The organism is Paenibacillus sp. FSL K6-1230, from assembly GCF_038002385.1.
Lineage (GTDB): Bacteria > Bacillota > Bacilli > Paenibacillales > Paenibacillaceae > Paenibacillus > Paenibacillus massiliensis.
Genome location: NZ_JBBOCK010000001.1, coordinates 549,803 through 576,346, shown reverse-complemented (window position 1 = coordinate 576,346; position 26,544 = coordinate 549,803). Strand labels below are relative to the sequence as shown.

Sequence of the window (26,544 nt, the reverse complement as noted above, 5' to 3'; positions counted from 1 at the left end):
TGTGATTAGTGTGATTACTGTGTATATCTTTATACACAGTATATAAACACCCGTTCCCCAAGTCAACCCTTTTGTATTCCTAATCTCACACCACCAAGCCCTATGACCCTGAAAATTCCTATTCTAGCATGGTATAACAGCTACTCAAATTTCCTCCTAAATGCTTATGTGCTTCATGATTTTCGTCGATAAAGTGATTAACCCGTACAACCTTCATTACTGCATACGCTCTTTGTGCATGTTATAAAATGATAAAGGAGACCTTCACCATGTTCCTCAAAAACGCAAGCTCCAAGCCATCACAGACAGCTACATCACTTCAGCAGATGCTTGACCAGGTGAAGCAATTGTCCGCTTCATTGGATTCAGGTCAACTAGGGGCGCGCTTGTCCACGGATGAGGCTGCACCTGCTATTGCCCAAGAGCTAGCCCAGGAGATCAATCAGATCGTAGACAAGCTGACCGGCAGAGTCGAGACAAGTACGCAGGTGCTTGAGCTATACAGACATTCTGCCATTTCCGGGTTCTGTGAGATTACTGTTGTCGATGGTGATCCACTGCACCGGGACAATCGCGTTCTGCCTTCCCCAGAATTCGTAAGATTATTTCAGTTGGATCATACCCATGATATGCCTAAATCTCTTCATTCGTGGACAGATGTATTCCATCAGGAAGACCAGCCGCTGATTCGTAATTCCCTCACACAGCACGCCGCTGAACGGAATCAGCAGCCACTAGAGCTGGAAGGCCGCGTACATACCAAAGGAGATCAGTACCGCTGGTATCGTACCATTTGCAAATTCCTGTATAACGAACAAGGAATCCCTTACAAGCTATTATCACTAATCATCGACATTCATGAACAGAAGGTAGAAGCCGATGAGCTGCAAGCTCTGATTACCAGATATGATCTCATCAACCGTGCCCTAGTGGAGGCCCCTTGGGATATGACTGTCGTAGCCGGAGATGTGGTCAACCCGAACAACGAGTTCTGGTGGTCGCCTCAGTTCCGCAAGACGCTTGGCTTTCAGGATGAGAGCGACTTCCCTAACATCTTTAGCAGCTGGAGCAGTCGACTTCACCCCGAGGATGCCCAGCGGACAGTGGATGCTTTTGCAGCGCATATGAATGATTATTCGGGACGGACACCATACGATTTGGACTATCGTCTGCAGCTCAAGAACGGAGAATACCGATGGTTCCATGCCGGCGGGGAGACCGTGCGTGATAGCAAAGGCGTGCCTCTGCGGGTAGCTGGTACGATCCGGGATGTCACTCATGAGAAGAACAAGGAAGAAGTCGTACAGGCCATGACACTGAAGACCCAGCAGCTATTCGATGCCATTAACGAAATGATCCGGGGCATCAACTCCATCACCGAGCAGGCTCAAGATCTGGTCAATGCACAGGAGCAATCGGCAGAAGCCGCTTTGCAAGTGAAGAACAGTGCGGAAGAGACCAAGAATATTACCGCCTTCATTCGCGAGATCGCCAGCCAGACGAATCTCCTCGGCTTGAACGCAGCCATTGAGGCTGCACGGGCAGGCGAGCTGGGATTAGGCTTTGGCGTCGTAGCCGGGGAAGTTCGGAAGCTGGCGGATCACAGCTCAGAGGCTACAGTGAATATTGAGGGAAGCATGCAGGACATGAAGAATTTGATCGATCAAATTCTGGACCACATCGGTAAGATGTCCTTCCTCACTCAGAATCAGGCGGCACTGACACAGCAAGTCAATGCCTCCATGGATGAGATTAACCGGATGTCGCAGGACCTTGTCAACTTTTCGCGGAATCTGTAGTCTATGGCAATACGAAGGCCTCTTCTCCTGTCATGCAGGAGTCAGAGGCCTTTGTGTTCGTGGCAGTACAACCATAACAGTATCAAAATATGAAATAATGGTATGACGCTAGTATACTGTCTGGTGAACACCTAATCCTTACTCTTACTACTCACTGAGAATGAGCGGCCCCTCTTTCGTCACAGCAATCGTATGCTCATATTGAGCTCCCCAGCTTCCATCAGCTGAACTGATCGTCCAGCCATCGTCACCCCATAATACAGCACCACTAGAGCCGAGCATGAACACAGGCTCAATCGTGAACACCATACCCTCGCATAGCTTCATCCCTGTACCCGGTCTTCCGAAATGAAGCACCTCCGGCGGCTCATGCATCTGTCTGCCAATTCCATGTCCAACGAGGGATTTGACGATTCCCACTCTACCCTGCCTCGCCGTTTGCTCTACCTCATATCCAATATCACCCAGCGTGAAGCCGATGTGCGCTTTCTGGATGCCTTTCATAAGTGCCTTATGTGTCGTGTGCAGCAGGCGGGCCACTGGCTTATTGACCGTCCCCACCTGATAAGTCCAGCCCCGGTCGGCTAGCCAACCATCCTTGTTCACCACAATATCAATGGTTGCAATATCCCCTGGTTCAAGTGGCGTGCTGTTGGGAAAGCCATGACAGACAACATCATTGACCGAGGCGCATGTAGCGTAAGGGAAACCTTTATAACCCTTCTGCTCCGGGGTGGCTCCACGCCTGTATAGGAACTCCTCCACCCGATTGTCAATCTCTGCTGTTGTAATACCAGGTACCATCCAGCGTGCAATCTGATCATGGCATGCCGCCAGAATCCTGCCCGCCTCCCGCATATATCCGATCTCTTCCGGGGTACGTATGCGTATGGTCATGAGCCCTCTCTCCTCCCTATGTCTTGTTCACTCAGCTTTCTCTATCCTGACAATCGTCACGCCTATAGAGTCATACCTATTCCATTGTATGAAGCTGTATGCGAACTCGCGCATGCTGTTCCTGTGAATGCCAGAAGAAGCAGGTGTTAGCAACGTCAAAAAGCCGCCCGAATCACAACAACACACATGCTGTACATGCTGCTGTAGTCGGACGGCTTATACCGTAATCTAGTAATCAAATATTACGTGTGTTTCTGACACCTAAACATACTGTTTCAGCTATTACACGGCTATTACACTATTCCAGAAGATACTCTTCCAGAGCACACTGTTCCAGACGAGCTATTGCTCCTTACCCTACTGAACGACTCAGGCAGGCTTCGGTGTATCGACTCCGTTCAAGACAAGGTGCATATGAATCTCTGCCTTCAGAGAGTCTGATACTGCGCAATACTTCTCTTTGCCCATCTCGATCGCCTTCCATACCCGATAATCCGGGATATCGCCATCGACATGGAACGTAAGATCAATCGCGGTGAAGCCTGTAGGATTCTCTTCCTTCCGCTTGCCTTCAGCTACAATATCAATGCGCTCTATGGATGGAAGAAAACGATCCAGAATCATCGTGATATCGATTCCCATGCATCCGCCGAGCCCTGCCAGCAGCAGCTCCATGGGTGTCATCCCTTTGCCATCCCCACCATATTTGGCTGTAGCATCCATGCCTACGCTATATCCTGACGGTCCTTCGGAGGTGAAGGCTCGTTTTCCTTCCCAGGTTGTTGTAACTTTCATGTTCATCCTTCTTTCCGCTGTAAATTTGTTTACCTAATATAAGTCGCTAATCGCTCCAATTGTCTATATATCGCACTAAAACTCCGTAATCTGCCGCAAAAAACGCTTCGTCCGCTCTTCACGCGGAGCCTCGAAGAATGCCTGTGGTGCAGCCTCCTCCACGATGAATCCATCCGCCATGAAGATAACCTTGTCTGCGACCTCACGGGCGAACTTCATCTCATGAGAGACGACGAGCATCGTCATTCCTTCACGGGCCAGCTCGCGCATGACACTAAGCACCTCGCCTACCAGCTCCGGGTCCAGCGCTGATGTAGGCTCATCGAACAGCATCATGGCTGGCTCCATCGCGAGCGAACGGGCAATTGCGACACGCTGCTGTTGTCCTCCCGACAATCTGGAGGGATACGCATCCTGCTTGTCCTTCAGCCCTACTCGATCTAGCAGACGCTGGCCAATGGGAATGGCTTTATTGCGATCCATTTTCTTGACGGTGACAAGCCCTTCAATGACATTCCCCAGTGCAGTCATGTGAGGGTACAGGTTGAATTGCTGGAACACCATGCCTGTCTGCTTGCGAATTTCACGGATTGCCTGCTGCTTCTGACGAACAGGAGCCGTTGCTGCTACCTGGATGCCGTTCACCTCGAAGGCTCCTCCGGATATTTCCTCCAGGCCATTAAGACATCGTAGCAGCGTACTCTTTCCTGACCCACTCGGCCCGAGCAGCACAACAATCTCTCCGGCCTTCACATGCAGATCAATGCCCTTCAGAACCTCGTTATGTTGAAAATGCTTCGTTAAGCCTTTAGTTGTAATCATATGCACTCACTCCATTGAATTTCAGTGGTCCTGCATCTCAATAAGCTCGCGCCAGTCTATGCTCCACACGCTCCAGCAGGAATGACAGCCCTGTGCTCATGAGCCAGTAAATGATGCCAATAGCGATATAATACGGCATGAATACGAACGTCTGCGATTGCAGTAGCTGAGCCTGACGTAGCAGCTCGCTGACGGTAATGACCGAGACCAGTGAGGTCTCCTTCAGCATGCCGATGAAGGTGTTGCCCATCGGTGGAATCGCAATCCGAGCAGCTTGCGGAAGCACTACACGACGCATCGCCTGTGAGGGAGTCATTCCCGTGGCGAGCGCCGCTTCCATCTGTCCGTTCGGCACAGACAGAATCGCTCCACGGAACGTCTCGGATAGATAAGCACCCGCATTCACGCTAAGTGCAATATAAGCTGCCGTCAGCGAGCCAAGCGTAACACCATAATCGACTAGACCGTAATAAATGATACAGATCTGCACCAGCAAAGGGGTACCGCGTATGATCGACACGTAGGCCCGCGCCAGCCAGCGAATGAAGCGATTGCCCTTCAGCCGTGCCACTGCCGTAACCAGTCCGATCAACAGACCGAAAGTCATGGACACGACCGTTAGCAAGAGCGTATAATAGGCGCCTTCCAATAGGAATGGCAAGCCGTTTAATACCATTTGCAGCATGTAAATTTCTCCTTCCCGAAGACGATAGTCGGGATCTCCCGTATATTATCGTCACAGCATGAGGCCATTCATGAACGATCCATGAACAGCCTCAGCAGCACACCATGTGTTGTTATTGGGCAGGCGGCGCCTCGCCGAACCATTTCTTGAAGATCGTCTCATACGTTCCATCACTCTTCATGTCCGCAAGCGCCTTATTGACCGCATCTCGCAGCTCAGGGTTCTCCTTGCGCAGCGCAATTCCTGCCTGATCTGATTTGATGGGCTCGCCAACCGCCTTAATCTTGAATCCGTTTTGATCTACAAGCGGCTTCAGCGCATACAGGTTATTGATCGTGGCATCAATCCGGCCTACGTCAAGATCCTTGAGGGAGGTAATTACATCGTTATAGGTCTTGATTTCAAAAGGTCCATACTTTGGCAATACTTCATTGCGCAGGTAGGATTCATCGTTGGTGCCCAGTCCGACGCCGATCGTCTTTCCTTTGAAATCCTCCAGCTTGGTAATATCGTTATTGCTGCTGTTCACAATAATCTTGACGCTATTTGTGATATAGCCATCTGAGAAGTCGATCTGCTGCTTCCGCTCATCGGTGATCGTCACTTGACTGGCCACAACATCGAATTTGCTTGTCTGAAGGCTAGGAATTAGCCCGGAGAACTCCTGAGTTGTGAACTCGGCCTCTACACCCAGACGCTTTGCAACCTCCTTGGCAATATCAGGATCGAAGCCATCTACTTCATTCTGATTGTTCAGGAATGTGTAGGGTGGATAGGTTCCCATCGTCCCCACCTTCAGCACTCCAGCACTCTTGATGTTCTCCAGCAGATTCCCTCCAGCCGTCTCTGTACCTGGAGTCTCAGTGTTACCATTAGTGCCACTATTCGCTGCCGGGTTGTTGGTCGTGCTGCATGCACTCAGGATTAATGTGAGTACCGCGAGTAATGTAATTGTCCATTGCCAGCTCTTGCGTGGGTTCGTCTTCATCTTCATTCTCTCCTTATTCTTGGTCCCGGGACTTGCCCAGCAATCCGTAAAATTCAAAATTAGCTGCTTCCGCGGCGAGTCGCTCAGCCGTAGCTGAAGCAATTGACTGATGTAATTTCTCCGAGCCGAACAGCCAACGGGAAATGAGACCTTCAAGCAAGCCCATCAGCAGTGCCGCACGCAGCTCTACATCAAGGCTAGGTGGCAGCATCCCCAGCTCCATCGCACGTTCGATATTTCGGCGAAATGCCTGTTCCATCGCCTGTCTTACTTCAACAATATGCTGACGCACCGTCTCTTCGACACCGTTCCCCTTAAGCAGCAGCTCCATCAAATAGCGATTGTCCGCTGCGAACATGAATAGAGAGCAGAACAGTGTCTCTGAGGCTCTGACCATATCCGGTATATCCCCTGGCTGCTGCCGATAGCCCTGATGAATGACATCCAATAGGGCAACACGCCCGGTCTCGATAATCTCCAGAGCCAGTGCTTCTTTGCTCTTGAAATGCCAATAAAAGGTTCCCTGAGCTACACCGGCCTCGCGAACAATTTCGGATACCTTAGTCATATGATAGCCATTTGTGGCGAATTTCTTTAATGCAATTTGCAGAATTTGAGCGCGTCGATCATCTGGTGCGATAAATGTGTCTTTTTTCAATAGTCCTTCCCTCCCGATTGATCAGTCAGTCGGTTAATGACTAAATCCTATAGGACAACTACGAATTTGTCAATACATTGATTTTCTATGGCTTCAACAGACACAAAAAAGCCGTCCGACCACAACATCATTGTTGCGATCTGGACGGCCCCATGCCGATGCGTTTATGTGTATACAGCAAACGAACGGCTCAAGAGACAGAAGAGTTCAGGCGCCCCAGCTCATTCTCCACGACTAGAGTTAGCTCTTCTTCATAACCTCCCGTAATCCGATATTTGCGTACGTACTCTTTTACGAATTTTTTGGGATCTTTAGGCCGGAAAATTCGAGTCATCTCCCGCAGACTTTCCTTTACTTCGTTATGACCTTTCGTTGCCATGATAACTCCCTCCCAAAACGTTGAAAAATAAATGCTTCGTTGAAGAGAATGCCGCAAAGTTGTGTTGTCATATACATTTGAAGTAGGTGTAGAAAACGCAGCTTAGGTCGGGAACTACCTAATGGCAGTGTACCTGACACTTTTATTACCCGAATCTGACCAAAATGAATCACATTCATAGTATAACATATTCAAAACTTCGTTTCAGCTTTCCGGGCTTCATGAACTTTTTTTAATTTCATGTTTTCGATGCAAAGCACGGTTATAGATTAATATCGGTATTTACAGCTCAATATGTTTGGGCATATTCTCAAAAGAGAACATTCATCATGATCAACTGCGTAGTATTGCCTGCACGATTTAAGCCCATTTCATGAAGCGATCTATTAGGAGGAAGCGTCATGCTGAAGAATCAGCCCAAAGTCTTGATTCTCTATGCCAGCTACGGGGCTGGACATTATCAGGCCTCACTCGCGGTCAAGCAAAGCCTTACGAATAGAGGATTCCAGGTTCGATTGCTCGATCTCATGGCCGAGGCACACCCTCTGCTCAATGAGGTTACGAAATTCGTATACATGCAGAGCTTCAAGACGATCCCAAGGATGTACGGCTGGGTCTACAATCGCACCAAGGACATGAGCGCACGGTCTGCCTTCGGCCATGTCCTGCATTCCTTCGGTATCCGTCAGCTCGCCAAGGCCTTGAATGAGGAACAACCCGACTTGGTCATTCATACGTTTCCACAACTCGCATTACCCGCATTGCGGCGCAAACGTGGAATCCGGTTGCCCATTGTGAACATCATTACTGATTTTGATCTGCACGGAAGATGGCTACACCCTGAAATAGATCGTTATTATGTGCCGACCGAGGATATGAAGCTTGAGGCGATCGAGCGGGGGATGGACCCGGAACGGATTGTCCCATCAGGCATTCCAGTCCATGCTTCCTTTCACGAGAAGAGCACGGAGGAGATGACTCAGGTGGTTGAAGCGATCCATCAGCCAAATATCATAGAGCTCAATGCAGGCGGAGACAACAAGACCAAGACGATTTTGCTGCTAGGGGGCGCTTATGGCGTCATGACCGGGATGCACACTCTGTGCAGTAGGCTGGCAGCTCTGCCTAATGTCGAGGTGCTGGTCGTATGCGGTCGGAACGAGTCACTACGGGAGCGCCTGATGAGAGATCTTGCGCACTGCTCCAATATCCAGATCTTCGGGTACGTAGATCACATCGCAGCATTAATGCGTAGGAGTGACCTTGTCATTACAAAGCCCGGGGGAATTACCCTGTCGGAAAGTCTATCCTCTGGCTTGCCAATCTTGATCTACCGTCCCGTACCAGGACAGGAAATGAACAATGCCTTATATCTGGAGCGCAAGGGAGCCGCACTCATCTCTACTCATTTCGAGCAGTTAATTGAACAGGTTACCCGGATTTTGTCCGCCCCTCATACCTATGCAGCGATGGCAGCTACAGCCAGGCAGCTCGGGAAGCCATGGGCGGCAGAGCACATTGCGGAGGATATTATACAGCAATGGTTCGCTCCTCTGCCCACAGCTATGGAGCAGTAGAACGCTACAGCATACAGCCTCCGTGAAGCAGAAAAACAGAGTCAGCGGCCACGTATCTTTACTGGGCTCTCGCATAACTTTACGTCAGTACGGACAGCTTAATAGGAGTATATGGAGCCATCCAGCAAGCCCTTGCTGGCGAGTGCTATCAAGTTGACGTAAAGGAGCCAAGCCATGGAACGTAAAGGGAAAGACATGCTCCCACTCTCGGGAGAGCAAGTGGAGGTAGATGGAGTCTACACCGATGAGGATGGTCACGAGCAGCATCTGAAGCGGGGACAGCATTTTCCATCGGATCTGGTACTGGGGTCCAGTGAGTGGCAGCTGACGGAGTATTCCTTTGACAATCATCATGAAGGCCGCACCGATCCACGCCTTGTTCCCAAGGAGGATGACGTGGACAAGCAAGGGAAGATTACTCATCCTCGTCGGCACATGGAGCGTGGTGACCGCTAAGCCCATACGAGCTTTACATGAGATCTTAATAGGCCCGCTTTAAAAAACCGCAGGTCCCTTACGTGGGAGCCTGCGGTTACTTGATTTTTAACAGAAATAGCCCTAACAATTCACTCCCAAACCACTTAGTTCAAGTGCTACGCTCCGTAGCTTCTCTCAATACTTGAAGATGAATTTATTTAATAATTTGTTTTATCAGCTTATTATCTACAATGGCATAGTAAGCCGTGTCTGTAAGTACAGAAGGTGCATCAGCATATCCTGTCGAGAAAGAACGTACATGCTGGAGATTAACTGTGTCCAGAACCTCGTAATGATTGGATAGCTGCACACGCGGACTCCCATCGGACATAAAGGTTATACCTTCCTTACGAATGGAATCTTCAGGGTAAGTACGCTGTACTACCTTATTAGTCTGATAGTAGCGAGCTATACTATGCTCGTTGAATAGCAGAAAATAAGTTCCAGATAGCTTGATCTGATCATCTGAGGACAATGCAAAATCCCATCGCATTATACCATCTTTATCGAATCCAAGAATCATATCACTGGTGACACCAGCAGATTTCACACGTAACATAAAAGTGCTATCATCGAGTGCATAGAAGGATTCCTGCCAGTTACCTTGAATAGAATAATTATTGGGTAGAGTATAGCTATTTAGCAGTCTGAAATCTAGATCGTATACATTCAGTATAGGATTGCCCGCTAGCTTCCAGCCTTCTTTTGTCTGATCAAACCTCTGAGCATCCAAAATAATACGATCTTTGTCCGCAGCTTTCAGAGAACCACTAACAACCATCTGCCCTAATAATTGTCCGGTTGTATTATACCTGTACACATTTGTTGCTATAGTTCCATTTTGACGAATAGGTTCTTCCTTAAAAACATAAAGCAATTCGCCTTTTACCAGCTTTACCACACTGCCTTCGGATACCTCTTTACTCCAAACTTCCTTACCCTTATCGGACAGATACATGACCTTGTTCGTGCCGTCAGTATACTTCACATATGCGTAGAAGGAACCTGATTCCGTGGGCATCAGCTCTAAGGATTTAGCATAGTCCCCGTCCTTGGATTGGAATGTATACTGCCACAGTGACTCCCCAGTCTGATCATTGAAGGCCTGCAATGTATACAGATACGAGTCGCTAGTCTCTTGCCCCTCAGCAGACTTCACAACAGGCTGTTGCGTGTATACGTACACCCGTTGCTTGGATGGCAAGGCGTACACCTTGGAGTTATTCGGCTCAAGTAGCTTCTGCTCGGCCTGCGCCACAGGCAAGGACGGAGCATTCCAATAAGCAGCCTCCAGTGGCTTGGATACACTTACATCGGCTGCATTAGCTGCCAAGACCGCTGGCTGAGAAGATAACAGTAATACGGCCCCCAGCGCTACACTTCCTCCACATTTCCACCATTTCATATTGATACTCATGTCGGATTCATTCCTTTCAGCATTTCTTGGCACGAGCTCCACTTCTGTATTTCAAAATAACAAGAGTACATATTGAACAAATCCAACAACATGTACATGTATATACGCTCGGCACCATTTCGGTCATTGTTACTAAACTATACCATTCCTGTCTAACGACAGCTATCCTATCAAGATTCTACTCAACAAAATGAACCTTACCATCCTCCAGTGACGCAATACGCACCAGAGACTCGACTCTGTAACCAGCCTTCTGCAGCAGATGCCTGCCAGGCTGGAAGGCCTTCTCAATCACAATACCGATGCCAACGACCTCCGCTCCTGCCTGCTCCACAATCCGTGCCAGCCCAAAGGCCGCTTCTCCATTAGCCAGAAAATCATCAATGATCAGAATGCGCTCACCCTCGTGCAAAAATTTGCGAGACACCGTGATTTCATTCGTCTCCTGCTTGGTAAAAGAATACACCTGCTCGACCCAAATATCCTCTCGCAGCGTGAGAGACTTGTGCTTGCGAGCAAAGATCAGGGGGACATCCAGCTCCAGAGCGGTCATGATGCCTGGTGCAATCCCAGATGATTCAATGGTAAGCACACGCGTAATGGCCTGATCCGAGAAGCGACGCGTGAATTCACGGCCAATCTCCTTCATGAGCATGGGGTCCATCTGATGATTCAGGAAGGAATCCACCTTCAGCACCGTGTCACTGAGTACAATACCTTCTTTACGCACCTTATCCTGTAAAAGTTGCATGATTTCAACCCCCGATCACCAAATCCATATTTGGAACATCACAAATTTTGTGTAAAATAGGCTGTAGAAACTCAAGCTCGATTCGATTATCTCAAGATAAGGAGTGCCACTGTGTATGAAGAGAAAAGGATTATTACATGAATTCAAGGAGTTTGCTGTACGTGGCAATGTCATTGATCTTGCAGTAGGGGTTATTATCGGAGCCGCCTTCGGCAAAATCGTCACATCTATTGTGAATGATATTTTGATGCCGCCGATCGGTAAAATTCTCGGAGATACAGACTTCTCCAACCTATACTATCCGCTGGATGAGAATCACCTGAACCCGGATGGCAGCTCCATGTCCCTCGCTCAGGCCCAGGATGCAGGTGTAGCTGTCATTGCTTACGGACAATTCATCAATGTCCTGCTGGATTTCGTTATCGTCGCGTTCTGTATCTTCCTGCTCGTCAAAGGCATCAATATGCTCAAGCGTAAGGAACAGGACAAGCCTGCTCCCGAGAAAAAAACCAAGGAATGCCCGTACTGTCTCTCCGAGATTCCTGTGAAGGCTGTACGCTGCTCCCAATGCACTTCCCAATTGGAGGAGTCCGTCAGCTCCTGATCGGCTCGTCCAGTATAGCTCGGGCGAATATCACACGCCCGCGGCGTGGCATGTCTGTGAGCAGCATACCACGTCGTGGGCGCTTATCGTCATGCTGTATGAGTGACTTGTAGCTGATCTCTTGGCCTCTTAGCGTCTAGGCAACAGGTTCTCCAGCAAGGCACGCAGATTGCGATCCTCACTGTACACCTCTTCCCCCGTATCCAATTCCGTCACACGGATATACTTATAGCCAGGTTTCGCATCTGTCGGCTTGAACACCAATTCATCCGTCTGATCTGCTCTTACATTGTAGCCCATGTTCCCGAACATTTCTGTCAGCTGATTCATATTCGGTGCAGCCCCATCATCTGTAAAGATCAAGCCTCTTAGCTCTTTGACCTCTTCATCATGCACAACGCGAAAGTGAACGATACATTCCATCACTTCCACCTCCTTAATACCATAATTCGTCACATACACTTCCATAGTCTTATCCAGCTTGCCCCGATCTGCGCAGGTTAACCAGCTGTAATTCCCTTGCCACACTCGGCAAAGCAGGCCGATGGGCGTATAATGTATAACCAACCATACAGCAGACCCTTACCTATAGTTTACCATTCTGATCAAGAGAACTACCCTGCAATTAGCAAAAATTTATGTATTTTATCCAAACGTAAGACGCTTAATCAGAATAAGGCCCCATTTCTAATACAGCTACAATATGTCCACAAAGGAGATTACGAGCATGACAGAGGAACGTTTCGATATCTATGATGAAGAGGATCGGTGGATCGGCACAGCCAGCAGGCATGACACCCATCGCTTAGGCTACTGGCATCATTCATTCCATTGCTGGATTGCTCGGCAGGAGGGTGCCCGAAGCTATTTGCTGTTCCAGCAAAGACAGTCCACCAAGGATACCTATCCGGATCTATATGACATCACGGCTGCTGGACATCTGACCGCAGGAGAGGATATGAGTATGGCCGCCCGTGAGCTTCAGGAGGAGCTGGGAGTAAAGGCAGAGCTGCATGAATTGATTCCTTTAGGACATACACGAGAGGAACTACAGGGTTATCTGAAAGGAGTACCGTTCGTGGATCGTGAGGTTAGCTCCGTATTTGGCCTACTGGATCAACGACCACTGCATGCGTATCAGCTTCAGCAAGAGGAAGTAGCAGGGCTATACGAAGCAGAGCTGGAGGACATGCTGGCTTTATTTGAAGGCAGGCTGCCTACCGTCCACGCCCGTGGTGTGAATGTGGAGGCCAAGTCCGCAGGTAGCTCATCTTCACTGGAAGATCGACAAATCACGGCAGATCAATTCGTTCCTCGTCAGATGGACTACTATCAGCGAGTATGCAGAGCGCTATTACACTTCATAGCTGGCAGTAATGAGGTGGACACGCGCCTGCACTAGCGCGTGTATTTATCTACAATGGAGCGGAAGCCTGGACCGTAGCGGGCAGAGAGCTCTGTGCCCATATCGTGCTCCAGCTCGAACAAGATTACTTCCTGTGCAAAATGGTTCAGCAGCAGTCGAGTCATCACCGGGTGCTCAGTTACTACCGCCTGCGCCTGACCTTCTCCGTCCCTCGTGCCGAGTATGCACCAGCGGCGATCAATGATCAGCGAGAAGGCGCGCCCCGTCATAGGCGTCAGCTCGCCGAATGTATCCAAAGGCAGCAAGCGCACGGACGGAGCCTCGCCTCCGTCATACGACCACAGCAGCTTGACGCCTCGTTCCTCCGCCTGTGCAAGCTCCTCTCTAAGGAGCTCAGCTTCCTCGCGGGACACATCCGCAATGACCTCATGCTGTGAGCGACGAAGCTCACGCAGCACGGTATCAATAATGTTCCTGTCCCCTTCCATGTTATAGAAGGGAGACTTATCAGGCTCCGGACGAGGCATTTCCTCTACCACAGCCTCCAGTGATTCCTGTACCTGGCCTGAGATAATCCGTGTTAATTCCTCAGCCGGCAGTACGCTGTACCGCACGGGCTCTCCTTCACTGGTACGCAAATAGCCATGGCTGGCGAGCCGCTGCAAGGCGGCGTACACATTCGAGCGTGAGGCTCCCAGGCGCTTGGCTACTTCATAGCCTGAGGAGGCTCCGTACCGGGCAAGATCCAGCATGGTCTTGCCCTCCATTTCGGTAAATCCCAGATTTCTAAGATGATGCAGCAATCGTTCCATATCCTCTTCGTCCCTCCATGCTGTCGAACGACAGATCCCTGCCTATTCAGCAGGGACCCAGTTGCATCAGATTTGTTCAGCACCGCAGCGGGGACACCACTTGGAGCCTTGTGGCAGCTCAGCAGTACAGATTTGGCAGCGTACCAGCTCACGATCCGTATTTACGCGTGGTGCTGCCTGAGCGTCAGTCTGATTGTTCTCCTGCCAGTAGCGGATTCGCTCATCCAACACCTCTTGACGCTTGCGTTCACGTGCCAGCTTCTCTTCCTCCATCTGTTTGGCAGCCAGCTCCTCTTGTCGGCGACGCTCCCACTCTGCATCGAATTCCGCCTTTTCCTCAGGCGAGAAATCACTATCTGCATAATCATATCTATCCTCGTCCAATTCCGGAAGCTCGAATTTGCGCTTCTCCTGCCCTTGCTCTGGTGCCTTCTCCAGGATAGGCTCCTGATGGCCCAAGCCACTCTCCCGCAGAATCGAGGAAATGTCGCTTGCTACTGCAGCCTGAGAATGGGCATGAGTATGATTTTGAGTATTGCTTTGAGCTTGGGCTTGAGTATGAGCTTGAGTGCGAGATGGCGAGCTGCCGAAGTCATTCGTCAGCTTGCGCCCACACTTCGGACAGAAGTTGGCGTCCAGTGCAGCGGAGGCACCGCATTCGCACAGCCGTTCGTTCTTCAGCTCAGCAATGATCCCACGCAGCCGATCCACATCATCCTGCAGCTTATCACATTCCTTGGACAGCTGGGTCATTTCCACCTCAGCAATGGACATATCGGAATAACGGTAGCCCTCGTAGAAGACCTGCCCCATCCGCAAGAAATGCACGTCCATCTCTTGCTGGATCGCGTCAATCTGATTATTAATTCTCCCGATCTCTACCGCATGTTGGGCCTTCTCTGTCGCCCTGTTCGCCCCATCTTTAATACGCTGAATAAATTTCATATCTGTATCCTCCTCGTTCCTCTTCAAGCCATATGCCTGCCAGACATCCTTCAGGCGCCTGCACCGTATGAGCCTAACGATATTTCCACGGCTATGGGTCAGCCTTGTGGCTAGGTCTATACGCAATCCCCTTTTTGCCAGGCTACTGTTGGAAGCGGCCAATCTTCGCTATAATGGATTTCTATATATTCATATTAGTTGTTGGACGCAATTTTCGCTCGAAAGTCGCGCCTGTCTGTTCAGAACATGTCTATCATACCAAAAAGTGTGCTGGAATGTGAAAATGGAAGATTTTGAAAACGAAAGAGGTTTCACAGTATGAACCCCATAAGTACATTTTACCCCCGTCCACTCGGGGTTGCCTATCATACAACACAGCCGGAGGCTTCCAGAGCCTCTCTCGATACCAGCAGGGAGCTAGTGCACGAGCACGAGCCAGATGCTGCTTATTTTCGCGCCCTTGAGCAGGCTGGTATTCTGCTGAATAAGCCGCAGATTGATGCGGTGCGCTACGGACAAGGACCTCTTCTGACCCTGGCTGGTGCAGGCTGCGGCAAGACGACAGTGCTCGCCGCCAGAGCGGGCTATCTTATTACGGTACGTGGTGTAGCCCCGTCTTCACTGCTTCTCGTTACCTTCACCAGTAAAGCTGCTGCCGAGATGAAAGAGCGAATCGCCGCATTACCCGGAATTCGACCCGCTGCTGCCAAAGCCGTACAAGCCCGTACGTTCCATTCCTTTGCACTCGCACTGCTCCGGCATCAGGGTGTACAAGAGGAAATCTTCGGAGATACGCAGGCACAGCATACTGTGATGAAAATGCTCCTGCGTCGTCTGCGGTTAAGTGATGCCATGCAGCCAGAGACCATCCTGTCTGCCCTGTCTGCCTGGAAGGGAGAAGGTAGACAGGTGGAGGAGCTGCCCGAGTCTACTCCCGAGGAAGCGGATCTGAAGCAGGTCGTCTTGGGCTACGAGGAATGGAAGCGGGATCGTCATAAAATAGACTTCGACGACATTCTGCTCCGGGCAGCGACTATGATGCGTGATCCAGACATCCTGCGTCCACTACAGCGGCGCTTCTCTTATATTATGGTTGATGAGTTCCAGGACACCAATGTGCTCCAGTATGAAATGGTACGCAGATTGGCCGCCCCACATCGCAACCTGATGGTCGTGGGTGATGACGACCAGACCATCTACACATTCAATGGTGCGCGTCAGGAGTCCATTCTGGAGTTCGACCGCGTCTATCCGGGAGCCAGGATTATTACCCTGAATATTAATTATCGCAGTGATCCTCGCATTCTCGGCTTGGGCTCTCGCATCATCGCTGTGAATCGCCGGAGACGGAAGAAGACTCTCATGTCCGCAGGTCCAGGAGGCCTAGAGCCGCAATACTTCACTCCCGCTCAAGCGGAAGAGGAGGCCGCCCATGTAATCCAGCACCTGACCCAGCAGGTAGAGGAGGGTACGCTGCGTTATGCTGATATCGCTATTCTACACCGTACCGCGAGCGCCAGTCGGGCGATATTCGAGCAGTTAGTCATGCGTGAGATTCCTTTTGTCCAATATGGTGCGAGCTCCGTATTCTATGATCAGTCCCTGATTCGTCCGCTGATGGATCATCTGCGGCTGGCCCTGAACCCTCGGCTGAAGGAGGCGCTTCCCAGTGTACTTGGCCCCCTCTATGTGCCTCGGGAGTCAGGAATCGAGTATCTCCAGACGGAGGACCGCAAGCAGCCCAAGAAGTATCCGCTCATTCACCTGACCCGTTGGGATCGACTGCAGAGCTTCCAGCATGAGCAAGTCAAAGAACGGATTCGCCTGATTAAGAATCTCGCAGGGATGAAGCCTGTAGCAGCCATCCAGGAAATGCGACGCACATTTTATGATAAATATCTGGAGAGCGGTGATCCGGGTACATGGACACACTACAAAGAGACCATTCAGGAAAGTCTGGAGGAGCTTGAGACTGCTGCGCAGCGCTTCGAGACAGTGGAGGATTTCGTAGGCTTCGCTAACGAGCTGACAAGGCGTCATCAAGAAATGGAGCAGCTACAGGCTGCTGCTGACGGGGATGCACTGCATCTCATGACCATTCATCGTGCCAAGGGCCTCGAATTTCCCTGCGTATATTGGATCGGTGCCAGCGAGGGCTTGCTCCCACACAGCTCGGCTCTAGCCTCCCAGGCACCGGAGGACCTGCGCCAAGGTCAGGCAGCTGCGGGCTCTTCAGGCACGACTTTATCCGATACAGATGCCCTGCTTGAAGAAGAACGGCGACTGGCCTACGTAGCGGTCACACGAGCGAAGCATATGCTGTATATTACGTCTCCAGCGTCTCATCATGGGAAGCCTGCCGCTGTATCCCGTTTTCTGCTGGAAGCTTACGGAGTCAAGCAGGTACCCTCTCGCCCTTCGACATCAAGACCGGAGGTCAAGGAACGAGTTAGCGAAGGGCGAAGCCCCCGCACCGTCACCATACCGGTGTGGGTCTGCCCGGATGTGGCTTGCGGAGCCTGGATGCGACAAGACACCCGGGGAGCATCTGGAGCGTCAGCAGCCTCATCTGCTAACCGAAGCGGATCGTCAGCAGTTCACCAAAAGACAGGTCAGGCCAGACAAAGAACAGCTGGCCAGGCAGAACAAGCTGGATTTACCAGACAGACGACGCGGGAGGCATCGCCTGCATGTCCGCTATGCTCAGCAGCGATGCAGACGGGTACTCGTGCTGTGCCCGCCCGATAAGCATCAGAAATCCTTTATATGTATAAATTCGGAAGATTCCACGCATACGCTATGCACATTTTTTCATAATTTAAGCTCACTTTAAGCGTGAAGCTTTTGCTTGTAAGATTCGGCTTAGTGTACAATAGAATTAAGGCAAGAACAGCCCGAAAAAAACACATACGGCACGTGCAGGGCTATTCAATACGAAAGTGACAGTGTACAGCGCTCAGCAGTACATAATTCGCAGGCTGAATATTAGCAAGACAGGATATCTGGCAGGTCACCACGCTTTAACGAGGCCGTGGATCGTGAAGCCCATCTACTTTTTGGGAACACCGATTGCCAGCACTGCCCTGCTGCGATGTAACTTCCATGTACGGCCGGCTAGGAGAATGCATGTGACTGAATCCAATTCGTCAACTTTGAATCAAATCCCACTCCCGCTTCATGAGTTCCAGCAGCATCTGGAGACTAATCATCAGCTCGCCAAGCAGTTCGAGGAGTGGAAGAAAATACCCGTCATGTACCAGCTCGCTCTGGAGGAGCTCCAGAACAAGATCAAGCTGATTCAGACCGAATGGAAGCTCATGGATGGCTTCAGTCCCATTGAGCATATCAAGACTCGGATCAAGGAGCCCCATAGTATATTGGAAAAGGTCCGCCGTAAAGGATATGAAGTCACGGTGGATAACGTGTTATCCCAGATTCACGACATAGCGGGTATGCGTATCGTATGTGCTTTTGTCAAGGATATCTATCGTCTGCTGGATCATTTGCAGACCCGTGAGGATATACGCATCATAGAAGTGAAGGACTATATTGCTCATCCTAAGCCTAACGGCTATCAAAGTCTGCATGTCATTGTAGAGGTGCCCCTGATCCTGTTCGAGGGCAAGCGCTGGATGAAGGTCGAGATTCAGATGCGTACGCTCGCTATGGATTTCTGGGCCAGCCTGGAGCATATCCTGTATTACAAATTTGACAAACAGGTGCCGGAATATGTTGTGACTGAGCTCGCCGAGGCAGCCAAAGCGGCCAATGCGCTGGATGACAAGATGCTGAGTCTGCGTCGTGAAATCCTGTCCCTGAGTGACGGACAGCGACAGCCTTCTTAGTCCCGTTCTTAGCTTGTCCTAATGACAATGTGAACAAAAACGGCCTGCTCCCGGAGCACAAGCTTATGCCCCGAGAGCAGGCCTGACTTGTGACCAGTTCTGCTATCTGGAGCTGGTGCTACAATCAGTGAAGAGAACAAAAAAACAGGTCGAGAACCACTGAGTGATATGCTCCCTGTCAAGTAGACTGTCTAAAAAAACAAAAACATCTGTATGTAGTCCCCCTCGGTGAAGGGGGATTATTCTTTGTTAAGCTGCTCGTCGATATTCGTTCGGGGACAAGCCGTTTAGTCGTTCTGTGTACCGATCATTATTGTAATAACGGATATAGGATCTCACACTGTGCAGGAGATCGTCATAGGTATCGTCATATCCGTCGATCATGGCACTCAGGTAGGCCTTGCGGCCATTTCCGTACCTCAGCTCAGTCACATCGGTGCACCACTTTTGATTTGGAGCATCCGCTTGGAAGTCCCGGTTCATGACATTCTCTGCGAGATGAAGTTCTGGAGCCTTCACGTAGTTTGGTCGCTTTTTGCGAATGACTGACCTTAATCCAAGTGCACGCATGATGCGGTAATATCGTTTACGGTTGTAGCTTCTTTTCAGCTTACGGTTCAATTGCATACGCATCTGGCGGTAGCCGAGTATTCCCTTTCGTTTGACATAACGCTGTTTGATTTCCTTAGCCAGTGCAAGATTTTCGAGTTCCCGGGTGGATGGCGTCCATTTTAGCCACTTGTAATAGGCAGATCGGGCGATTCCTGCTAGCTCACAGAGCTTGCTGATCGCATATCCTTTGTCGGCATGTAATTCCTTAATGGCTTGGTAGATGTCTACATGCCGAACAAAGGTTAGTCCGTGTTTCTTCGCCGGATCTCTGCCAACTTTTTTGAGAGTGCATTCTCCATTTCCAAGTGCTCATTACGCGCTTCAAGTTCCTTAATCCGAAGCTTTAAGCGTTCCTGCTCATTTAGCTCCTCTGGCGGCTTCTTCCGGCCCCGGAGGTCCTGTAAAGCCTCCTGGCCACTTGCCTTATATTTACGAACCCATGCGTATACCTGCCGATAAGAGACACCATATTTGTCGATTGCTTTCTGATAATCGAGATCGTGAGCGATGGTGTATTGTGCAATTTCAATCCGTTCTTCGTAAGTCGTTTTCCGTCCTTTGTTCATGTAGGGTTGTCCTTCTTCTCTACGAGTTGGTTTCATGGGTATCTCTCCAGTATACTTGGAAACCCAACTCTGTAACACACTTCTACTCGAAATGTGATACTTTTTCACCACTGCTCGTACGGAGTATTCGCCAGAAAGTACATCCTGGATAGCTGATCGTTTTAGTTGTTTGGAGTAAGCCTTCCATCCTTTGGATTTTCTTAATCCTTCTTCTCCATCTGCTTGATATTTTCTGACCCAATCGGTCACCGTATCTGGAGAGATTCCCAGTTGCTTCGCCTCATGGTTTGGGTTTGATTCATACCGTAAACAACGCCGCACAGCCTGAATCTTTAATTCGTACGAAATCGGACTTTTCTTGGACATTACAAAAACTCCCATCATAGTAGAAGTAGAAGTTTTGTTTTTTCTACTGTCTACTATGATGGGAGCATATCAAGCTGTGTCCCCGACCTGTTTTTTCTATTGTTAGATCGCTATGACCTTGCATGATCCTCGTCTCATTGCAAGTTCAGTTGCTTCTCCGATACACTACACTTCAATGATTCTCGTGTCACTACAGCTTCATATGATCCTCGTCAAAATACTCCTCCAGCGTCAGTCCCAGCTTGGCTACGTCTTGTGCAAGCTCCTTGCCAAGGTACCGAATGTGCCAAGGCTCATATACATAACCCGTAATACTCTCCTTGCCATCTGGATAGCGAATGACAAAGCCATATTCAGGTCCGTGCTCTGCGAGCCATTTGCCTTCTTTGGTGCTGCCAAGCGACTCTTCCAGCGCATTCCCTACACTTGGGCTGGATACGTCGATGGACAGCCCCGTCTGATGCTCACTCATACCAGGGACGGCGCTCACGCGTGATGCATAGGCCTCACCCTTGGTCTTCACGTTGTTGTTATAGATGGCCTCTTGACGTTTGTAGGACCGGTATCCAGAGACAGCGCGCAGCTCTATCCCATCCTGCTCTGCTGCTGCGAAGAGTTCCTCAAGTGCCTGAGCTGCTTCCTTACGCATATGGCGCTTCTCATGAGGGCCGTCGAAGGAGAACGGTACATTCGGCTCGACCAGATCACTAGGCTCATAGCCATCTGGAAGGCTACGCTGCTTGTTCACAATGACAGCAATGGCCTCAGCGTTCGTCACTACAGCCTTGCTTCCCTGCTCCTGTACTGTCGCTTGCAGTGCATTGTTCTGACGTTGTGCCAGCACCGGAGCTGCTGACGAGCTCGAACCGCCTGTAGCCTGTCCCACTCCTGAGTCCCCACCTGCGGCCTGATCTCCCGATGCTTGTCCTGCACCAGTAGATCCAGTAGCAGACCCCGGGGATAACTCTGTGTTGTTGTCGTCAGTGCTGCCGTCTACTGCTGGTGTATCTGTCCCCGGTGCAGCAGGCTGTACAGACTGCTCTCCGCCTTGCTCTCCTTGAGAGGCCGCCAGGTTGTCGCTCTCCTGCTTGCCGGCTCCTCCTTCGCCGCAACCGCCTAGCAGCATTGCTGGCACCAGTAGGCCCGGAATCAACAGTCTTGTCCAAGATTTATAACCGCTCATGCGGTGCTTCATATGCTCCATGAGATAAGCTCCTTAATCTATGTCAGGATGAATATTCGATCTTCAGATCGCACCATCCCATTGTATCCAAATTGTGAATAAGTCACGATGTTCATATAGGACCATGCCATGAACTGAGTAACTGATATAGTCCCATTATAGCCCAATTCGTCTATCAGACGTCTCTTTTCGACAGACTTCCAATTCGTTCCTGCACATTCGCAGCGGCATGCTGACGAACGATGTCGAGTGCCTGAAGCGCCTTAGGGTGATGAGACATCAGGGCGGCTACATCACGAAGCTCAGGCTGAGACACCGGCCCTGTAGATGAGCGAATCTCGAACGTATGCAGTTCGGGGCCTGGTTGATGAAGGGTTCCTTCGGCCGCTGCCTCCGCAATCCACTCACCGAATGCGCCCCCCCCTCGTCTGCCCTCCCCAGACGGATCGACAGCGAGTCGTTCGAGAGGATTACTTCCAGATGTCCTTCCCCGGTCTCTCGCCCACTCGTCAAATACGCCAGATAACAGCTCCGCCTTCGACAGCCCTGCTGCTTCCAGTCTGAGCAACGGATCAGCCTCTAGCACAGCCAGTGCCTCCGTGGCATGCCTGCACTCCTGCTCTCCACAGCTACAGTCTTCAAGGATGAGGAGGGGCAGCTGTCTTTTGATCCATTCAGATGCCTCTCCCTGCAATAGTTGGTACAGTTCCAGGGGGAAGCCGCGTAGCCTGTTCAATATGCTCTCTCTGGTTGGAAGAGCAAGCAGTTCCGTCTTGCCTGTGACTGTGCATACAGGCTGCTCTTGCCGCTCATCGCCCCACTCTGCCGACCATGTCCCTGCAGCCACCTGCAGACTTATTCGCATCTTCATTCCCCCTGCAACCAAATATCATTCTGCAAGGCAACCAAGCCTCGCAGCTCTTCATCTGACATCTCTGTAAGCCAATTCTCGCCAGAGCCGACAACCTGCTCGGACAGCATCTTTTTGCTCTCAATCAGCTCATCAATCCGTTCCTCCAGCGTGCCCTGACAAATCAGCTTGTGCACCTGAACATTGCGGTTCTGTCCAATCCGGAATACACGGTCTGTCGCCTGATTCTCCACAGCGGGATTCCACCAGCGATCATAATGGATGACATGGCTAGCCCGTGTCAGATTCAGACCGACGCCTCCTGCTCGAAGCGAGAGAACGAAGATATCTGGTCCTTCCCCCTGCTGGAATCGCTGCACCAGCTCATCTCTCTGCTGCTTGGACAGCCCGCCGTGGAGGAAAGAAGGACGCTCGTCATACATCCGTGCCAGACGTGATACCAGAAGCTCTCCCATAGCTACATACTGAGTGAAGATCAGCGCTGCTTCTCCATTGGCACGTATGGCCTCGATCAGCTCCAGCAGTCGTTCCATTTTGCCCGAGGCCTCTGACTTGGTATTCTCTCCCCGTTTACTCCCTAATAGAGCAGGGTGATTACAGATCTGCTTCAGCTTCGTCAAGGAGGAGAGGACCAAGCCTTTGCGTGCGATGCCACTTTGTCCATCCAAGGTCCCCATCAATTGATCAACGACGCCCCTGTACATACCCGCCTGCTCTGGAGTCAGCACACAATATGATTTGAGCTCCAGCTTCTCTGGAAGGTCCTTGCGAATATCGGGGTCACTCTTCAATCTGCGCAGCATGAAGGGCGAGACAAGCTTGTGCAGCTCACGTAGCATCTCCTGTCGATCCTCCACTGCTCCGGTATACCGGTGCCGGAAGGAGGTCGCGCTTCCAAGATAACCAGGATTCAGGAAATGAAAGATCGACCACAGCTCGCTGAGACGGTTCTCAACGGGAGTGCCTGTCATGGCAATCCGATGCGGAGCCGAGAGCTTCATAACGCTCTGCGATTGCTTGGTCCTGGAATTCTTGATGTATTGTGCTTCATCCAGCACAATGGAGGACCACGATACGGCTGATAGATCGCCCCCGTCGCGACCAGCCAGATGATAGGTCGTCAGTACAATCTCATGATCCGTAACCTGGTTCACGAAATCCTCACCATGCAGTCGCTGGCCCCCATGATGGATATATAGCGACAGGTCGGGTGCGAACCGCTGCAGTTCACGCTGCCAATTGCCAAGTAAGGAGGTCGGGCAGATAATCAGCGCAGGCCCCCTGTTGCTATTGGACGGGCTGTAATCGAGTAGACAGGTAATTACCTGTATTGTCTTTCCCAGTCCCATATCGTCCGCAAGGCACACACCAAAGCCCAGATCACGCATCGCAGACAACCACTGGAAACCACGCTCCTGATATGGACGCAATTGTCCATGCAGTTGGGGAGGCACTCGCCTTGGGGCAACAGATCTTAGCACACCGCCCTCCAGTAGCGAGCCCAGCAGACCGAACGATTCAGTGCCATAGATGGATATGCCCTTCCAGACGGAGCCCTCCTCTGGGTCCTGCTCGGCAGACAAATGCATCCATTCGGCCAGAGTCATCTCGCCCTCTTCCTGTTTCTTGATGTATCTCAGTACCTGTCGCAGCTCTTTCGGATCAATCTCAACCCATTCGCCTCGCAAGTGTACATAGGGCAGGTTAGTTGCAGCGATGGCTTCAAGCTCCGCCAGTGACAGCACATTCCCACCCAGCACCGCCTCGGCATCGAAGGCTACAATTTGATGCATGCCTAGTGGAGAGGCCTCCACTGCGTTTGTCCCGAACGCAGTACCCTCTGCATGCTCACGCATACGCAGACGCAAGCCTGCACGCTTGCGTCCCTCCTTGCTCCATTTGGAAGGCATTTGTACAGCTGCACCGATCTTCTGTAGTCTTGGGACCGATTCGAGCAGGAAAGGATAGAACTGCTCCGGGCTTAAGGTGAAGGCTTCCGGGTAGGGATTCTGCATAGCCCCCTTCACCTCACGCGACACCTCTGCTGCACGTCCCATACTCATGAGTAGCTGCAGACGAAGATGGCGATAAATGATATGCCCGCGTTCAAGATCAGGCTTGTCATACGTCCATATATCCGCCGCTGATAGACGGAGGGACGGCTCCAGCACACTTTCCGCCCAGAAGGTCACCTGCCAATTCGTCGCTCCCTCCTCTAGAGGAGGCTCAAGACGCAGACACAGGCGCAAGCTCCCTTCCTCAGGCTCTCTTTCTTCCTTCCCACTCTGCGGAATACCTGCTCCATTCAATGAAGCCACCTGTGCATGAAGCTCCTCCATCTCAGCAGGCGTACCCTGAATGGTGATCGGTCGCGTACCTGTTAGCAGACTGTTCCACCATAGATCAGCCAGCGGTGAGGTCCCGCGGCGATAATCCGGGCGCTGCCTGGAGAGCTCGCGCTCACGTTCCGCCGTCGCCTTGCGCATCTCCTGCTGAATGATGGCAGACATGAAGGAATGCAGCACGATCGCTGCGGCTTCTTCCCGAGAGGAAGGATCATGATTCGCAAGCAGCGTTGGCGCAGACAGACCAATCGCAGGCATTGCTGCTGCTAGCTCACGAAATCTACCGATATCCTCTTCAGATTCCAGTCGTGGCTGCCAGACACCCATCGCAGATTCCTGCACACCGCGTCGTCTGGCACCGCCAGACTGCACCTGCTGGATGCCTGGCACAACCTCGCCTCTATGAATCAGTTCAAGCGCAAACCGCGCCGCTGTCCGCCAATAAGGCAGCTCTTCTCCTGCCCGAATACCTGCAGCAGCACAGTCCTGTTCACTCAAGCGCAGCAGCAGCTCAAGCGCATCTGCAGGCTCCAATGCCAGTCCTTCCAATGTACGTCCGAGCATGGCTCGCCTCTTGCCTCCGCCTGATTGCTCCGCACGTCCAGTATTGGGCACACGCAGCTCAGCCAGCCGCAATGCTGCCTGCCGAAAAGGTTGTATTCCGTTAGATAGCTTCAGTCTTCGTACGACACTGCTCCAGGCATCGACACGTGGCTCAGAAGTCTCACCCGAGAAGCAGAACATTACATCTCCAAGCCAAATTGCGTACAGCGGTTGGTTCATATCAATCTCCCGTCCAGCCTCTAATTGTTACTCTTCATCATATACGAAAATCCCGCCAAATCAAAATGCTTTCGAAATTATGCTGACGCCAAAAAGACGTCCCCGGTATTCTGGAGACGCTTTTTTGGGAGATCAGCCCTACTAGTATTCGCGCGAATGAAGGGACTGAGCTGAAAGGGGAGCTACTTTCTCCCGTAATCCGCCTTGATTTCTCCCCAGCTCTTGGTTTCCCACTTGACTACTTTATTGGTATACGTATTATTCTGCAGCCACCGCTCCGCGCGGTCTACCAGATCCCAGATCTCTCGTGTCGATTCATCGCGCGGCAAAGTGGAGACGGCCTTCTTCTGTCTGACCCATTTCAGGGCGTTGACCGAGTCGCTATAGACTGTCTTGTTGCTGTTCTGATTCTTGAGATACGCAAGTCCATGCACGATGGCCAGGAATTCGCCCAGATTGTTCGTCCCCTTGGCAATTGGCCCGCAAGAGAACAGTACCTCACCAGTGCGGGTGTCGACCCCCTTATACTCCACTGGACCCGGATTTCCGCGTGTGCCTACATCCACCGAAATGCTGTCATAATCAATGTCCGTTGCTGGTGCTCCTCCTGAATGTGCTGTGCCCTTGCCTGCACTGGAGCCCTTGCTTCCCGAGGAGGTTTTGCCTCCTGCCACATTACCCCAGATTCCCTTCCAGCCGTGGGCAAATGCCTTCTCCGCCTCTGCCTTGGACGGAAAAGCCTTGAACTTCGCCCCCGTTACACCGCTCACCTGCGTCTGACACTCAGCCCAGCTTGTATAGACACCTGGTGTCTTCCCTTCCCAGACAACATAGAATTTTTGGTTAGCCATAGATCCTCCATGTATGAAAAGATTAGTTTTTAAATTTCATGATCATCAAATGAACCTGTCCAACATAACATTTTATCATGTCATATGTTACATGTGGGCAAAATGGGTATATTCATAATAGATCATTCTTGACCCGCTGGTCATCGCAAA

25 protein-coding genes are annotated in these 26,544 nt (G+C 50.9%); 7 read left to right on the top strand and 18 right to left on the bottom strand.

Going from position 1 to position 26,544, the window contains the following annotated elements; all coding sequences use genetic code 11:
* Positions 1-269: 269 nt before the first annotated feature.
* Complete coding sequence (locus MKX74_RS02545) at positions 270-1,799, top strand: methyl-accepting chemotaxis protein (RefSeq protein WP_341177400.1); 1,530 nt, start codon at positions 270-272, stop codon at positions 1,797-1,799.
* 147 nt (positions 1,800-1,946) lie between these two features.
* Here MKX74_RS02545 and map read toward each other — a convergent pair whose 3' ends face one another.
* From map to MKX74_RS02510, 7 genes are all read right to left on the bottom strand, one after another.
* A complete protein-coding gene (gene map, locus MKX74_RS02540) occupies positions 1,947-2,696 on the bottom strand; it encodes a type I methionyl aminopeptidase (protein WP_341177399.1) in 750 nt (249 codons plus the stop codon).
* Between the two features lie 369 nt (positions 2,697-3,065).
* Positions 3,066-3,491, bottom strand: a complete 426-nt coding sequence (locus MKX74_RS02535; protein ID WP_018887077.1) for an OsmC family protein — start codon at positions 3,489-3,491, stop codon at positions 3,066-3,068.
* A gap of 75 nt (positions 3,492-3,566) precedes the next feature.
* Positions 3,567-4,313 carry an amino acid ABC transporter ATP-binding protein gene (locus MKX74_RS02530; RefSeq protein ID WP_341177398.1) on the bottom strand — a complete coding sequence of 249 codons (747 nt, stop codon included), beginning with the start codon at positions 4,311-4,313 and terminating at the stop codon, positions 3,567-3,569.
* A gap of 37 nt (positions 4,314-4,350) precedes the next feature.
* Positions 4,351-4,998, bottom strand: coding sequence for an amino acid ABC transporter permease (locus MKX74_RS02525; RefSeq protein ID WP_018887079.1), 648 nt, complete (start codon positions 4,996-4,998; stop codon positions 4,351-4,353).
* Between the two features lie 112 nt (positions 4,999-5,110).
* Positions 5,111-5,986: a substrate-binding periplasmic protein gene (locus tag MKX74_RS02520; RefSeq protein ID WP_341177397.1), complete on the bottom strand. Its 876-nt coding sequence runs from the start codon at positions 5,984-5,986 to the stop codon at positions 5,111-5,113.
* A 13-nt stretch (positions 5,987-5,999) separates the two neighbouring features.
* Complete coding sequence (locus MKX74_RS02515; RefSeq protein ID WP_341177396.1) at positions 6,000-6,644, bottom strand: TetR/AcrR family transcriptional regulator; 645 nt, start codon at positions 6,642-6,644, stop codon at positions 6,000-6,002.
* 190 nt (positions 6,645-6,834) lie between these two features.
* On the bottom strand, positions 6,835-7,023 hold the full coding sequence (locus MKX74_RS02510; protein ID WP_018887082.1) for a hypothetical protein: 189 nt from the start codon (positions 7,021-7,023) through the stop codon (positions 6,835-6,837).
* A gap of 401 nt (positions 7,024-7,424) precedes the next feature.
* Between MKX74_RS02510 and MKX74_RS02505 the strand changes: the two genes are divergently transcribed.
* Both MKX74_RS02505 and MKX74_RS02500 read left to right on the top strand, forming a co-directional pair.
* Positions 7,425-8,600, top strand: coding sequence for an MGDG synthase family glycosyltransferase (locus MKX74_RS02505; RefSeq protein WP_341177395.1), 1,176 nt, complete (start codon positions 7,425-7,427; stop codon positions 8,598-8,600).
* A gap of 174 nt (positions 8,601-8,774) precedes the next feature.
* Positions 8,775-9,056: a hypothetical protein gene (locus tag MKX74_RS02500; protein WP_028590515.1), complete on the top strand. Its 282-nt coding sequence runs from the start codon at positions 8,775-8,777 to the stop codon at positions 9,054-9,056.
* Between the two features lie 175 nt (positions 9,057-9,231).
* On the opposite strand, the gene MKX74_RS02495 is transcribed toward MKX74_RS02500, so the two are convergent.
* Positions 9,232-10,482 carry a hypothetical protein gene (locus tag MKX74_RS02495; RefSeq protein ID WP_341177394.1) on the bottom strand — a complete coding sequence of 417 codons (1,251 nt, stop codon included), beginning with the start codon at positions 10,480-10,482 and terminating at the stop codon, positions 9,232-9,234.
* A 190-nt stretch (positions 10,483-10,672) separates the two neighbouring features.
* Complete coding sequence (locus MKX74_RS02490; protein ID WP_341177393.1) at positions 10,673-11,245, bottom strand: xanthine phosphoribosyltransferase; 573 nt, start codon at positions 11,243-11,245, stop codon at positions 10,673-10,675.
* A gap of 115 nt (positions 11,246-11,360) precedes the next feature.
* Between MKX74_RS02490 and mscL the strand changes: the two genes are divergently transcribed.
* Entirely contained in the window at positions 11,361-11,849 is a 489-nt protein-coding gene (mscL, locus tag MKX74_RS02485; protein WP_018887087.1) for a large conductance mechanosensitive channel protein MscL, read from the top strand.
* 129 nt (positions 11,850-11,978) lie between these two features.
* On the opposite strand, the gene MKX74_RS02480 is transcribed toward mscL, so the two are convergent.
* A complete protein-coding gene (locus tag MKX74_RS02480) occupies positions 11,979-12,272 on the bottom strand; it encodes a hypothetical protein (RefSeq protein ID WP_341180504.1) in 294 nt (97 codons plus the stop codon).
* 304 nt (positions 12,273-12,576) lie between these two features.
* On the opposite strand from MKX74_RS02480, the gene MKX74_RS02475 reads away from it, so the two are divergent.
* Complete coding sequence (locus MKX74_RS02475; protein ID WP_341177392.1) at positions 12,577-13,251, top strand: NUDIX hydrolase; 675 nt, start codon at positions 12,577-12,579, stop codon at positions 13,249-13,251.
* Here the strand turns inward: MKX74_RS02475 and MKX74_RS02470 are convergent.
* Both MKX74_RS02470 and MKX74_RS02465 read right to left on the bottom strand, forming a co-directional pair.
* Entirely contained in the window at positions 13,248-14,027 is a 780-nt protein-coding gene (locus MKX74_RS02470) for a TrmB family transcriptional regulator (protein ID WP_018887090.1), read from the bottom strand. The two genes, MKX74_RS02475 and MKX74_RS02470, sit on opposite strands and share 4 nt — an antisense overlap.
* A 66-nt stretch (positions 14,028-14,093) precedes the next feature.
* A complete protein-coding gene (locus MKX74_RS02465) occupies positions 14,094-14,972 on the bottom strand; it encodes a zinc ribbon domain-containing protein (protein ID WP_341177391.1) in 879 nt (292 codons plus the stop codon).
* A gap of 318 nt (positions 14,973-15,290) precedes the next feature.
* Here MKX74_RS02465 and MKX74_RS02460 point away from each other — a divergent pair, with 318 nt between their 5' ends.
* Positions 15,291-17,720: an ATP-dependent helicase gene (locus tag MKX74_RS02460; protein ID WP_341177390.1), complete on the top strand. Its 2,430-nt coding sequence runs from the start codon at positions 15,291-15,293 to the stop codon at positions 17,718-17,720.
* 374 nt (positions 17,721-18,094) lie between these two features.
* On the top strand, positions 18,095-18,817 hold the full coding sequence (locus MKX74_RS02455) for a GTP pyrophosphokinase (RefSeq protein WP_026281316.1): 723 nt from the start codon (positions 18,095-18,097) through the stop codon (positions 18,815-18,817).
* A gap of 249 nt (positions 18,818-19,066) precedes the next feature.
* On the opposite strand, the gene MKX74_RS02450 is transcribed toward MKX74_RS02455, so the two are convergent.
* The 6 genes from MKX74_RS02450 to rnhA all read right to left on the bottom strand — a co-directional run bounded on the left by MKX74_RS02450 (position 19,067) and on the right by rnhA (position 26,394).
* Entirely contained in the window at positions 19,067-19,510 is a 444-nt protein-coding gene (locus tag MKX74_RS02450; RefSeq protein WP_341180503.1) for an IS3 family transposase, read from the bottom strand.
* A 161-nt stretch (positions 19,511-19,671) separates the two neighbouring features.
* Positions 19,672-20,361: a helix-turn-helix domain-containing protein gene (locus MKX74_RS02445; protein WP_341177389.1), complete on the bottom strand. Its 690-nt coding sequence runs from the start codon at positions 20,359-20,361 to the stop codon at positions 19,672-19,674.
* A gap of 190 nt (positions 20,362-20,551) precedes the next feature.
* A complete protein-coding gene (locus MKX74_RS02440; RefSeq protein WP_341177388.1) occupies positions 20,552-21,565 on the bottom strand; it encodes a M15 family metallopeptidase in 1,014 nt (337 codons plus the stop codon).
* 154 nt (positions 21,566-21,719) lie between these two features.
* Positions 21,720-22,409, bottom strand: coding sequence for a hypothetical protein (locus MKX74_RS02435; RefSeq protein ID WP_341177387.1), 690 nt, complete (start codon positions 22,407-22,409; stop codon positions 21,720-21,722).
* 2 nt (positions 22,410-22,411) lie between these two features.
* Positions 22,412-25,543, bottom strand: a complete 3,132-nt coding sequence (locus MKX74_RS02430; protein ID WP_341177386.1) for a DEAD/DEAH box helicase — start codon at positions 25,541-25,543, stop codon at positions 22,412-22,414.
* A 182-nt stretch (positions 25,544-25,725) separates the two neighbouring features.
* Entirely contained in the window at positions 25,726-26,394 is a 669-nt protein-coding gene (gene rnhA, locus MKX74_RS02425; protein ID WP_341177385.1) for a ribonuclease H, read from the bottom strand.
* Between the last annotated feature and the right edge of the window lie 150 nt (positions 26,395-26,544).